Source organism: Cupriavidus necator (assembly GCF_040578825.1).
GTDB lineage: Bacteria > Pseudomonadota > Gammaproteobacteria > Burkholderiales > Burkholderiaceae > Cupriavidus > Cupriavidus necator_E.
Genome location: NZ_JBEFLI010000054.1, coordinates 36,732 through 49,176, shown reverse-complemented (window position 1 = coordinate 49,176; position 12,445 = coordinate 36,732). Strand labels below are relative to the sequence as shown.

The 12,445-nt window shown below is 69.7% G+C and carries 7 protein-coding genes; 3 read left to right on the top strand and 4 right to left on the bottom strand.

What is annotated here, in order from left to right; genetic code table 11:
* Nucleotides 1-105: 105 nt before the first annotated feature.
* The 3 genes from AB1I47_RS23655 to ligD all read right to left on the bottom strand — a co-directional run bounded on the left by AB1I47_RS23655 (nucleotide 106) and on the right by ligD (nucleotide 5,951).
* Complete coding sequence (locus AB1I47_RS23655) at nucleotides 106-2,148, bottom strand: hybrid sensor histidine kinase/response regulator (RefSeq protein ID WP_354686147.1); 2,043 nt, start codon at nucleotides 2,146-2,148, stop codon at nucleotides 106-108.
* A gap of 322 nt (nucleotides 2,149-2,470) precedes the next feature.
* Complete coding sequence (locus AB1I47_RS23650) at nucleotides 2,471-2,881, bottom strand: hypothetical protein (protein WP_354686146.1); 411 nt, start codon at nucleotides 2,879-2,881, stop codon at nucleotides 2,471-2,473.
* A 151-nt stretch (nucleotides 2,882-3,032) separates the two neighbouring features.
* Entirely contained in the window at nucleotides 3,033-5,951 is a 2,919-nt protein-coding gene (gene ligD / locus AB1I47_RS23645; protein WP_354686145.1) for a DNA ligase D, read from the bottom strand.
* 265 nt (nucleotides 5,952-6,216) lie between these two features.
* Between ligD and AB1I47_RS23640 the strand changes: the two genes are divergently transcribed.
* Nucleotides 6,217-7,239, top strand: a complete 1,023-nt coding sequence (locus AB1I47_RS23640) for an SDR family oxidoreductase (RefSeq protein WP_354686144.1) — start codon at nucleotides 6,217-6,219, stop codon at nucleotides 7,237-7,239.
* 265 nt (nucleotides 7,240-7,504) lie between these two features.
* Nucleotides 7,505-9,553, top strand: coding sequence for a PAS domain-containing hybrid sensor histidine kinase/response regulator (locus AB1I47_RS23635; RefSeq protein WP_407935893.1), 2,049 nt, complete (start codon nucleotides 7,505-7,507; stop codon nucleotides 9,551-9,553).
* Here AB1I47_RS23635 and AB1I47_RS23630 read toward each other — a convergent pair.
* On the bottom strand, nucleotides 9,538-10,587 hold the full coding sequence (locus AB1I47_RS23630; protein ID WP_354686142.1) for a sigma-54 interaction domain-containing protein: 1,050 nt from the start codon (nucleotides 10,585-10,587) through the stop codon (nucleotides 9,538-9,540). The genes AB1I47_RS23635 and AB1I47_RS23630 overlap by 16 nt on opposite strands.
* 378 nt (nucleotides 10,588-10,965) lie before the next feature.
* Here AB1I47_RS23630 and AB1I47_RS23625 point away from each other — a divergent pair, with 378 nt between their 5' ends.
* Nucleotides 10,966-12,366 carry a sigma-54-dependent transcriptional regulator gene (locus AB1I47_RS23625; protein ID WP_354686141.1) on the top strand — a complete coding sequence of 467 codons (1,401 nt, stop codon included), beginning with the start codon at nucleotides 10,966-10,968 and terminating at the stop codon, nucleotides 12,364-12,366.
* Nucleotides 12,367-12,445: the final 79 nt, after the last annotated feature.

Below are 12,445 nucleotides of genomic sequence, written 5' to 3'. Positions count from 1 at the left end.
GGCGGGGGCTCGGGCGGCGGGGTTTCGGGCTTGCGCGAAGGGATGTCGGGATCAGGCGTGGTATGCACGAAGGCTCCTTGTTCCAGGGTTGCGGGGATCGGCGCGCTAGGCGCGCTCGCGTTCGGTGCCGAGCGCATCGAGCAGCCGTGTCAGGGCGTCGAGATCGGCGGGCTTGACCAGGTGCTGGTCGAAGCCGGCTTCCAGTGCGCGGCGGCGGTCTTCCGGCTGGCCGAAACCAGTCAGCGCGACCAGCGTGGCGCCGCGCATCTCGGGCAGCGCACGCAGCCGACGCGCGGTTTCGAAGCCGTCCATCGCCGGCATGCCGAGATCGAGCAACACCACCTCCGGACGCACATCATGCGCGCGTTCCAGCGCGCTCGGTCCATCGGGTGCGGTGACGACGGTATGGCCCAGCGTCTGCAGCGTCATCGTCATGGCCTCGAGGGCGTCGACGTTGTCGTCCACCACCATGATGCGGCGTGGCACGCCGCTGCGCGGCACGACCTTGCCGGTGCCGGGGTGCCACTTCTGCCACGGCTCGACCGGCAGCGTCACGGTAAAGGTGCTGCCCTGCCCGGGGCCGGGACTGTGTGCGCGGATGATGCCGCCATGCAGGCGCACCAGCTTCTGCACCAGCGTCAGCCCGATGCCGGGACCGTCATGCGGGAAGGTGTTGCGCGGCGGCTCGGCAGGGGTGTCTTCGGGCGGGGCCAGCGGATCGAACAGCTGCCGCTGCAGCGCTTCGGACAGGCCGGTGCCGTTGTCGCGCACATTGACCGTGACGTGGCCGCCGGCGGTTTCGGCGTCGTCGCCTTCATAGGTGGCGTCCACGGTGATCTGCCCGCCCGCGGGCGTGTAGGCCGCGGCGTTGTGCAGCAGGTTGCTGAAGATCTGCGTAAGCCGCACCAGGTCGCCGCGCACCGGCAGCGGCTGCTCGGGCAGCGACAGGCGCAGCGTGTGGTTGTAGGCGTCCATCACCGGGCGCACCGCCTCCACCGCGGTATTGAGCGCGGTGCGCAGCTCCACCAGGTCCTGGCGCAGCGTGATGCGGCCCTGGTTGAAGCGCGAGATGTCGAGCAGTTCGTCGACCAGCCGCGTCAGGTGGTGCAGCTGGCGGCCAATGACGTCGCGCGCGCGGAACATGTCCTCGCGCGACGGTGAAAGCTGCTGCAGCAGGTCGGCGGCACTGCGCAGCGGCGCCAGCGGGTTGCGCAGCTCGTGCGCCAGCATCGCCAGGAACTGGTCCTTGCGCCGTTCCTCGTCGCGCAGCGTGCGCCCGGCGCGGTTGTGCAGCGTCACGTCCTGGCAGGTGCCGGCAATGCGCAATGGCGGGGTGTCGCATTCTGTGTCCTTGCCCCCGTCCTTGCCGGCGTCTTTCGCCGTCTCGGAGACCCGCACCGGAAACGCCCGCGCGCGAATCTCGCGCAATTCGCCATCCGGGCGCGTCAGCTGGAATTCGATATCCATATGGCCGGTGCGCAGCATGCTCTCGAATGCCGCCACCACGCGCGGGCGGTCGGCCGGCGCCAGCCGGTCCAGGCACTGGCGGGGGTCTTCCATCAGTTGCTCGGCCGGATGGCCCAGCAGCGCCGCAAGCGAGCGGCTGGCGAACAGCAGGCGCTTTCTCACAGGGTCGAAAATCCAGACCGCATCGGCCAGCGATTCGGCGAGCTGCCGGAACATGTCTTCGTTATCGTGCAGCGCCTGCGAGGTCCGGTGGTAGGCGTCCTCGGCGCCGCGCAGCCGCAGCAAGGCGTGGATGCTCGACAGGACCTCCTCGGGCTCGGCCGGCTCGACCAGGTAGCCGTCGGCGCCACAGTTCAGCGCTTCGACCCGCTGGCGCGACTGCGCCAGCCCGGGCGAAGTCAGCAGCACCAGCGTGCGGGCGGTCTGCGGATCGTCCTTCAGCAGCCGGCACACCTCCAGCCCGCTGATATCGGGCAGACGTGCCGACAGCAGCACCAGCGCGGGCGCGTGCTGGCGCACCAGCGACAGCGCGGCGTGGCCGGTGGCGGCTTCGATCACGGAATATTCACCGCGATGCAGGATCCGGCTCTTGACGTAGCGCGGACCCTCGCGGTCATCGACGTTGAGAATCAGCACGGCAGCGTTGTCCCGGGAAATGGGGGAATTGGCATTCGGCTTCATGGCATCACGCTGCCGTGCGCTGGCGCGGCCGGTCATCAGTGGGCGTGGCGGCCCACGCAGCGGCCAAGCGCCATGGCGGCGTGTAAAACTGCGCCGGGGGTCGGGTGCTGTGTGCAACTCCTGTCATGCTGGCTCGCTTGTGGGTTGTAGTTATTACACACGTGAAAAACTCGTCCATCGCGATTCCCCCAGTGGCGTCGGCGTGTTGGCGGCCTTCATCGACGCCGTCCTGCTGCGCAGTGGCAAAAGGCGTGCCGGCCGAGCGGCGCGCCGGCCGCTTCCAACCGTCAGCCACGCCTTGCCCTGCCCGTGTCGGCCGTCCTTACTTGCGCTGCGCTTCGCCGCTGTGGGCTTCAGCGCTGGGCGCGGTGCCGCCGTGCGGGCCGGCCGATTTCGGCGCTTCGGCGGCCTTCTGTGGGATCTTGCCGGGTTCCGTAGCAGGGGTCGCCGTGGCGCCCTTGCCAAAGCGCGACGCGATCTGGTCCTGCACCCGGGTCAGCGCGTCGGCCTGCTGCTTGGCCGTTTCGGCCTCCTTGGCTTTCTTGGCGTCCGCGGCCTGCTGCTGCTCGGCCGAAAGCGGGGGCAGCTTGGCTTGCGCGGGGCCGGAGGCAAACGACAGCATCGCGCATGACACCAGCAGCCCATGCAGGGCGCGGCGGTTGCGCGGTGCGGCCCTCGCTGTGATGACGGCACTGATCGCGCGGATCGTCCTGTGAATCCTGAGTCGGCTCATGGCAGTTTCTCCGTGTCGTCGCGGCACGGGAAGCGCATCGCGCACAGTGCCGTGGGGCCGCCCATCGCGGGCGGGTTCACGGTAGAAGGATGGCAAGAAATGTGCCGCTTTCCCTTTCCACGATGCGGCATGGCCGCCGCCGCGGCGCTGCTCAGCGCACGTGGCCGAGCCGTGCGGCTGCGCGGGTGATGGCCTGGCGCGTGTCGGCGTAGTCGGCCCACGGATCGTCGGTCTCCAGCGCAGCCAGTCGCGCATCGACGTTGGCGACGCTCCACTGCGCCGCGCCTTGCAGCGTGTCGAGCTCGTCCCACGACACCGGGATCGAGACCCCCAGCCCGGGCCGCGCGCGCGCCGAGAACGCCGCAACCGTGGTGGCGCCCATGCCATTGCGCAGGTAATCGATGAAAATCTTGCCGACGCGATTGCGCGCGCCGCTCTTGGCCACGAAGCGCTGCGGGATCGTCGCCGCGAGATGGCGCACCACCTCTTCGGCAAAGTCCTTGAGCTCATCCCAGCCCGCGCGTGGCGTGACCGGCACCACGACATGCAGCCCCTTGCCGCCGCTCGTCTTCAGGAAGCTCGCCAGGCCCAGCTCGTCGAGCAGCGCCTTCATCAGCACGGCAGCTTCCTGCATCTGCGGCCATGGCACACCTTCGCCGGGGTCCAGGTCAAAGATGATCCGGTTGGGACGGTCGATGCTGCGCTTGCTGGCGTTCCAGGTGTGGAACTCCACCACGTTGAGCTGCGCCGCAGAGACCAGCGCCTCGACCGACACGATTTCCAGCAGCGCGGGATGGCCCGGCCACAGCGCGGGATCGAGCACGTTGAGGCCTTCTACGCGCAGCGTGTCGCCATGCCGCTGGAAGAACTGCTCGCCGCCCACGCCCGACGGCGCGCGCACCATCGCGATCGGGCGCCCGCGCAGGTGCGGCAGCATCAGCGGCGCGGCGCGTTCGTAGTAGTGCACCAGATCGCCCTTGGTGAGGCCGGTGCTGGGGTCGATCACGCGCTCGGCATGGCTGATCGAGACCTTGCCGCCCGCGGCAGTGGTGCGCTTGCCCGCGGCGCCGCGGGCGCTGGGCGCGGGCTTTGCCTTCGCTTCCGGTTGCGCCTTCGCTTTGGGCTTTGCTTCGGCCTTTGCTTCGGATCTGCCCTTCGCGGTCTCTGTGGCTTTCACGGCGGCCTTGCCCTTGCCGGCCGGTTCCGCCGGCTGTTCCACCGACACCGCGCCGGCAGGCTTGTCGGTGCGCAGGCCGTGGAACACGGCATGGCGCACGCGGCCCTCGCGGGTCCAGCTTCCGAACGACACCTCGGCCACCAGCTTGGGCTGCACCCACTGGCCCCTGACGCCGGCAGGCACCGTATGGAAGGGCGAGGCGTCGGCGCGCAGCGCATCCAGTTGCGCGCGCAGATCGCCCAGCATGCGCGTGTCGAACCCGGTGCCGACATTGCCGGTGTAGCGCAGCCGGCCGCTGGCGTCATGCACACCCAGCAACAACGAGCCGATGCCTGCGCGCGAGCCCTTGGGATCGGTAAAACCGGCTACGACGAATTCCTGGCGCAGCGTGCATTTGAGCTTGATCCACGTATTGCTGCGCGCGCTGACATAACTGGAATCGGCGCGCTTGCCGATCACGCCTTCGAGCTTCATGCGGCAGGCGGCATCGAGCATGTCGTCCGGGCTGGCTTCGAAGTCCTCGCTGAACTGCAGCCGCGCCGAGGTGTTGTGTTCGAAGATCCGCCGCAGCAGCGCGCGGCGCTCGACCAGCGGCAGCTTGCGCAGGTCATGGCCGGCAAAATAGGGCAGGTCGAAGACGAAGTACTGGATGGACTCGGCGCGCGAGGTCTCGAATGCGTTCTGCAGCGCCTGGAAATCGGTCTCGCCATGCTTGCCGAGCACGACGATCTCGCCGTCGATCCAGCCATCTGGCAGGCCCAGCGCGCCCACATCGCGCGCCAGCGGGCGCAGCCTGGCGGTCCAGTCGTGGCCCTGGCGCGTAAAGAGCCGCACGTCCTTGCCGTCGATGCGCGCCAGCACCCGGTAGCCGTCGAACTTGATCTCGTAGCGCCAGTCCTGCGCATTGGGCGGGGGCTTTTCCACCAGCGTGGCGAGCTGCGGTGCCAGTGCCAGCGGCAACGCGGCGCGCGGCGCGCCGCGCGGGGGCTTCAACGCCTTTATGCCGGCGCCCTGCGGCGCGGCCCGCGTGTCTTGCGCATCGTCCTCCGGATTCGCGCGCCTGGCTTTGCCGGCGGCACCGCGCCTGGCCGCGGCCTTGTGCGCGGTGCCACCGAGCACGCTGTCCGGCATCGCCTCGACCACATCGAACTCCGACGCCGGCACCGCGGCCTGGTCGCGCTCCTTGATCAGCAGCCAGGCGTCCTGCTCCTTCTGCTTGCTGCCGTGCATGCGCACCAGCGTCCAGTGGCCATGCAGCTTCTCGCCGCGCAGCTCGAACTTGAGCTTGCCGGCGCGATAGCCGGCTTCGGCATCGCCCACCGGCAGCCAGGTGCCGCGGTCCCAGACGATCACCGTGCCGGCGCCGTAGTGGCCGGCGGGAATCACGCCCTCGAAGCCGGCGTAATCCATCGGATGGTCTTCGACATGGACCGCCATGCGCTTGTCGGCCGGGTCCAGGCTGGGGCCCTTCGGTACCGCCCAGCTTTTCAGCGTGCCGCCCAGTTCCAGCCGGAAGTCGTAGTGCAGCCGCCGCGCCGCATGCTTCTGGATCACGAACGACAGCTCGCCGGCGCGCTTGCGCGGCGCGCCACGGGCCCGCGCCGCGGCGCCGCTGGGCTCCGGCGTGGCGCCGAAGTCGCGCATGCGGCGGTATTTCTCCAGCGCGGCCGGCGTGGCGCCCGCCTTGGGCTGGCGCGCCGACGCAGCGGTGTTGCTGGCTGTCTTGCTGGCAGACCTGGTCGCGGTCTTCGCCGCGGCCTTGCGCGCGGCAGCGCGCGGCGCCTTCGCCGCCGGGATGGCAGAGGAAGCGGCGGAAGTTGTGCCGGCGCGCTTGCCGGTGCGCTTGGCCGGGGTGCGGCCAGCGCCCGGTTCCTGTCGCGTTGTCTTGGCCATGGCTGTCGCCGGTTGCAGTGGGATGGATCCAGCTTAGGCAGCACATGGCGTGCCCGACATCGGCGCCCGTCCTACAGGCGCGCGCGCGGGCGCGGTCACGGCTGCAACATGTGGTTCTTACCGGGCGTTGTAAATCTGCGGCGCCACCGCTTCGGCACGTGGCGCAGTGCCGCGGGTTGCAACAGGAACGCTCCTTGCGACTAGCCAGCGGCACGCCCGGCGCCGTGCCCGGCCACCCGCGGCGGCTCCCGAGGAGATCAAGCAGATGAAACCAACCCTGAAGAAAATCCGCTCGCAGGTCATCGTCCTGACCGGCGCCAGCAGCGGCGTGGGCCTCGTCACCGCGCGCAAGGCGGCGCAGCAGGGCGCGCGCCTGGTGCTGGTGGCACGCAGCGAGGAATCGCTGCACCAGCTCGCGGAAGAACTGCGCGAGCATGGCAGCGAGGTCATCACCGTGGCGGCCGACGTGGGCAAGCAGGAAGATGTCGCGCGCGTCGCCAACGCGGCGATCGAGCGCTTCGGCGGCTTCGATACCTGGGTCAACAATGCCGGCGTGACTATTTTCGGGCGCCATTGCGACGTGCCGATGGAAGACCATCGGCGCCTGTTCGACACCAATTACTGGGGGACCGTGCACGGCTCGCTGGCGGCCGCGGCCCACCTGCGCGAGCACGGCGGCGCCATCATCAACATGGGCAGCGAGGCTTCGGACGGACCGCTGCCGCTGCAAAGCGCCTACGCGGCCTCGCAGCATGCGATCAAGGGCTTTACCGATTCGCTGCGGCTGGAGCTGGAGCAGGAACAGGCGCCGGTCAGCGTCACGCTGATCAAGCCCGCCGGGCTGGAAACGCCGATGGTGCGCCATGCCAAGAACTTCCTCGATGTCGAGCCGCGCCTGCCGCCGCCGTTGTATGACCCGGCGCTGGCCGCCGACGCGATCCTGTTCGCCGCCGAGAATCCGCGGCGCGACCTCTTCGTCGGCGCCGCCGCCAAGGCGTTTTCCGCGGCCGCCTACCATGCTCCGCACACCTTCGACCGCTTTATGCGCCGCTTTATCGGCCGTGCCCAGCAGACCCGCCACCCGGCCGGCCCGCTCGAGGACAACGCGCTGTATGGCAGCGGCAGCGGCCTGCAGGAACGCGGCGGCACGTACCGCGCCTTGCACTCATGCCCGTACACCACCACCGCGCGGCATCCGGTGCTGACGACCGCGCTGGTGGTCGGCGCCTCGGCCGCGGTAGCGGCGATGATGCAGATGCGCCGCCCGCGTGAGCGCGACACGACCTAGTCCCGCGCCCGCCCTTATCCCGCGCCCTGGTCCCCGCGCCGGGTTCCCGCGTGCCCGGCGCGCGGGAACCAACGTCTGCGCTGCTTCCCTTCCCCCGATCGGGTCGTCGATGCGGCCTGTGGCGCTATAACGGATGGCGCATAGGCCGCGAACGCCTATCATTGACACGGATGCCCGCCTGATCGGCGGGCATCTGCCCCTGTGCTCGCGATTCCGGCCCGGGGGCCTGCGATCCCCACCCTCCACCCACAGCGAAGGTGCGTTTATGTCCGAGCCGCAAGCGGCAAAAGGTATTCGCGCGTCACTCGTTGGCGAAACTGGCGGAGCCATGAGGGACGATTCCGTCCGACCACCGGCGGTGCAGGAGCCATACCGGCGGTTGCTGGCGGCAGTGCAGGACTGCGCGGTGTTCGAGACCGACGCGGACGGACGCATCGCGGTGTGGCCGCAACCCGCGCGCGACGTGTTCGGCTACAGCGCCGACGAAATCGTCGGCCGGCATTTCTCCTGCCTGCACCGCCCCGAGGACATCGCCGCGGGCCTGCCGCAGCAGTGGCTGCAGGCGGCCCTGCTCGCAGGCAGCGCGCGCGAGCAGGGCTGGCGCGTGCGGCGCGACGGCAGCCTGCTGCACGCCGCCTGCGTGATGCAGGGGATCGCCTCTGCGGAAATGTCCGGCAAGCCCTTGCCAGACGGTGTCGGGAACGGCGAGGGCGACGGGAACGACAATGGACCAGGCGAGACCGGTGCGCCGGTCGGCTTCGTCGTCTCCTGCCGCGACCTCACCGTGCAGCAGGCAGCCACCGAATATGCCGCCCTGGCTGAGTCGCGGCTGCGGCTGCTGGCCGACAACCTGCCCGGCACCGCGGTCTGCGAACTGGAGCTGGACGGCACCATCCGTAGCTGGAATGTCGGCGCGCAGGCGCTGACGGGCTATGCCGCGACAGAGGCCGTGGGCAGTCCGCTGGCACTGCTCTACGCGCGCCATGACGCCGCGGCGGGCCGCGACCGCGAGGCACTGGAAGCTGCGCGCGCGTGCGGCCAGTGGGCCGGCGACGAGCGCGTGGCACGCAAGGACGGCTCGGTCGTGCGCTGCCAGACGCGGATGGTGCTGGTGCGCGACGCCGGCGGGTGCCCCCATGGCCTGCTGTGGACCGCCCGCGATATCAGCGATGCGCTGCGGCTGGAGGTGCTGGAAACCGGCAACCGCCGGCTGCAATCGTTCCTTGCCATCCTTGCGCACGAAATGCGCAACCCGCTGGCGCCGGTGCGCAACGCGGTGGAGGTGATCGCGCTGACGCCGACCGCCGATACCCGCATCCGTCATTGCGCCGAGATCATCGACCGCCAGCTCCGCCAGCTCGAGCGGCTGGTCAGCGACCTGCTCGACGTCGGCCGCGTGACCGCGGGCAAGATGAAGATGGAGCTGACGCCGACCTCGTACAACGATGTGGTGACCACCAGCATCGAGGCCATCCGGCCGACACTGGAGGAAGCCGGGCAACAGCTCGTGGTGGACCTGCCGGCCACCTCGCCTTACGTGCGGGCCGATGCGGCGCGGCTGGGGCAGGTGCTGCTGAACCTGCTCAGCAATGCCACCAAGTACACCCCGCGCGGCGGCACGGTCGGCGTGCGCGTGAGCGTGGAGCCGACGCGGGTGGTCACGGCGGTGTCCGACACCGGCCGCGGGCTGCCGCCGGCGGCAATGGATCGCATCTTCAACCTGTTCTCGCAGGAGGCCGATGCCGGCAGCGGCAGCGGGCTGGGCATCGGCCTGGCGCTGGCCAAGGCGGTCGTGGAAGCGCACGGCGGCGCGATCCAGGCCGACAGCGAGGGCGCCGCCAAGGGCAGCACCTTTACCGTGATCCTGCCGCGCGTCACCGCGCACGCGCATGAGGCCGGCACGTTGCCGCCGGGCCCGGTGCCGCGCCGCCGCGTGCTGGTGGTGGACGATAACGTGGATTCGGCCGACAGCATGGCTGAACTGCTGGCCATCCTCGGCCACGAGACGCGCGCCGCGCACAGCGGCAGGCAGGCACTGGCCATCGCCGGCGAATTCCGCCCCGACTGCGTGCTGCTGGACCTGGAAATGCCCGACATGTCGGGCTTTGAAGTCCTGCAGGCGATGCGCGAGGCCGGTACGGACCGCGGCGTGCAGTTCCTGGCGCTGACCGGTCGCGGCTCCGCGGAGGACCAGCGGCTCAGCCAGACGGCGGGCTTTCATGCCCATCTGACCAAGCCACTCGGGATCGAGACGCTGTCGCGCGCGCTGGCCCAGCCCTTGCCGGGGGCGGCGCCGGTTCACAAGGACCGGTAAGCGTCGAGCCGGTTATACAGGGTCTTCAGGCTGATGCCGAGCGCGCGCGCGGCCTGGCGCTTGTCGCCGTCAAAACGCGCCAGCGTGGCCATGATGATCTCGCGCTGGGTATCGGCCAGCGTGGTGCCCACGCGCACGTTGACCACGCCGTCGACGGTGGTGGGGCGCGGCGGCTGCGTGGCCAGGTTGGGATTGCCGATCTCCACCACCTTGTCGGCCAGGATGAAGGCGCGATAGACCGCGTTCTTCAGCTCGCGCACATTGCCCGGCCAGTCGTAGCGCACCAGCCGGTCCAGCGACGCGGCCGAGAACGCCTTGTCGGTGCGCTCCATGGCGTTGTACTCGGCAAGGAAATGGCGCGCCAGCGGCACGATGTCGTCGGGGCGTTCGCGCAGCGGAGGAATATGCAACGGGAATACCGCCAGCCGGTACAGCAGGTCTTCGCGCAGCTGGCCGGTGCGCACCGCTTCGACCGGATCGCGGTTGGTGGCCGCCAGGATGCGCACGTCGGTGACGATCAGCGTATCGCCGCCGACACGGTGGAAGGTGCGCCCCTCCAGCACCCGCAGCAGCTTGATCTGCATCTCCAGCGGCATTTCGGTGACTTCATCCAGAAACAGCGTGCCGCCCTGGGCCTGCTCGAAGTAGCCGGCCTTCTGCTCGATGGCGCCGGTGAAGCCGCCTTTCTCATGCCCGAACAACTCGGATTCGATCAGCGTGGGCTGGATCGCGCCGCAATTGACCGCGATGAAGGGGCCCTTGCGCCGCGCGCTGCGCTCGTGCACGGCCCGCGCCACCACCTCCTTGCCGGCGCCGCTTTCCCCTACCGCCAGCATGGTGACATCGGTGGGCGCCACGCGTTCAATTTGCGCCAGCAAGCGCTGCATCGCGGGGGAGGTGCTCTCCCACAGCAGCGACACCTGCGACGGCACCGCGCGGCGCGGCGCGGGTTCTCCGCCGGGCGCGTTGCCGGCGGAGTGGCTGGAATGGGGAGCGGCATTGCTGCGCCGCGGTGTGCTGGCAGTCACTGGCACGGTCACTGGCCCCGAAGAGGCCCCGGTGCGGGGGCGGGTCATGTCATGGGAGGTGGGAAGTTCCTATGCTAGCCTTTGCCAGGGGGCCTTGCCATAGATGCGTGGCCCTGCGCGGAAAGTTCCGACAGCCGTGTCAGACGGACACCGGCAACGACCGTGCCTGCCCGCGCTTAGACTTGCATTACGCAGTGCAGAACCCCCGGTGCAGTGCCCGTGCAGTCGCCTGTACCCGCCGCCGTGCCACGCCTCGCATGGAGCGTGACGGCGGTTCGTTCCCGTTGCCAGGACGGCGCCCGCCCCAAGGCGCCGATCGCGGCACGGAGCCAGGCGCGCACAGGGTTGCGCTCAGGACTCCATTAGGTCTCACTGACGGATCGTATGCCCCACATCCTGATTGTCGATGACGATGAAAACGCCTGTGCCGCGCTGGCAGAGATCGTGGCCATGGAAGGTTTCACCTCCGCCACGGCAGGCACGCTGCGCGAAGCCCGGCTGCAGATCGGATGGCGCATGCCCGATGCGATCGTCGCGGACCTGCGCCTGCCTGACGGCAACGGCATGGAGCTGTTCGACGAGGTCGGCGCCTCCGGCGTCGAGGTGATCCTCACCACCGGCTACGCCAGCGTGGAAAGCGCCGTCGAGGCGCTGCGCGCCGGCGCCACCGACTACCTGGTCAAGCCCATCAACGTGGCGCGGCTGCAGACCGTGCTCAAGCGCCTGGCCACCACCGGCGAGCTGCGCGCGGAGATCCATTCGCTGCGCGGCGAGCTGCGCCGCTACGGCCGCTTCGGCCGGCTGATGGGCAGCTCCGAGGTGATGCAGGTGGTCTACGACCAGCTTGCCCGCGTGGCGCCCACCGAGGCCACCGTGCTGCTGATCGGCGAAAGCGGCACCGGCAAGGAACTGGCCGCGCAGACCGTGCACGAGCTGTCGTCGCGCCGGCGCCAGCCGTTCCTGGCGGTCAATTGCGGCGCGATCTCGCCCACGCTGATCGAAAGCGAAATGTTCGGCCACGAGCGCGGCAGCTTTACCGGCGCGGACCGCCAGCACAAGGGCTATTTCGAGCGCGCCGACGGCGGCACGCTGTTCCTTGATGAAATCACCGAAATGCCGGCCGAGCTGCAGGTGAAGCTGCTGCGCGTGCTGGAAACGGGCACCTTCATGCGCGTGGGCACCAACCGCGAATGCCATGCCGACGTGCGCGTGCTGGCCGCCACCAACCGCAACCCGGAAGAGGCGGTGGCCGACGGCAAGCTGCGCGCCGACCTGTTCCACCGGCTGAACGTGTTCCCGGTCGAGCTGCCGCCGCTGCGCGCACGCGGCGACGACGTGATCCAGATCGCCAACATGATGCTGGACCAGCTTAATGCCGAGCAGGGCACGCAGCGCCGCTTCGCGCCCAATGTGCTGGAGAGCCTGCGCCTGCACGCGTGGCCGGGCAATGTGCGCGAGCTGCGCAACTTTGTGCAGCGCGCCTTCATCATGGCCGACGACGACCTGATCACCGAGGTGCAGGTGCCGCTGCAGGTGGCCGCCACGCAGGCCCCGGGCGCGGCGGTGGTGTCGGTGCCGGTGGGGATGTCGCTGGCCGACGCCGACCGCCAGCTGATCTTCGCCACGCTGGAGCAGTGCGCCGGCGTGAAGAAGCACGCGGCCGAGATCCTTGGGATCAGCCTGAAGACTTTGTACAACCGGCTGGAAGATTATGCCGCCCGTGGCGAATTGCCGGAGTGGCTGCGCGCCTCGCGCAACGACTCAGGATCGTCCGCCACGGGATGACGGTGCCCGTGCCGGCAAGGGATGGCGGCGATTGCCGCGGCGCGCGTGCCGAGGGTGGCCCGCAGCGCCCCGCGCAGCA

Excerpts from the sequence above, each read along its gene's own strand:
- AB1I47_RS23655 (WP_354686147.1), bottom strand. The coding sequence starts at position 2,148 with ATGAAGCCGAATGCCAATTCCCCCATTTCCCGGGACAACGCTGCCGTG.
- ligD (WP_354686145.1), bottom strand. The coding sequence starts at position 5,951 with ATGGCCAAGACAACGCGACAGGAACCGGGCGCTGGCCGCACCCCGGCC.
- AB1I47_RS23625 (WP_354686141.1), top strand. The coding sequence starts at position 10,966 with ATGCCCCACATCCTGATTGTCGATGACGATGAAAACGCCTGTGCCGCG.
- AB1I47_RS23635 (WP_407935893.1), top strand. The coding sequence starts at position 7,505 with ATGTCCGAGCCGCAAGCGGCAAAAGGTATTCGCGCGTCACTCGTTGGC.
- AB1I47_RS23650 (WP_354686146.1), bottom strand. The coding sequence starts at position 2,881 with ATGAGCCGACTCAGGATTCACAGGACGATCCGCGCGATCAGTGCCGTC.
- AB1I47_RS23640 (WP_354686144.1), top strand. The coding sequence starts at position 6,217 with ATGAAACCAACCCTGAAGAAAATCCGCTCGCAGGTCATCGTCCTGACC.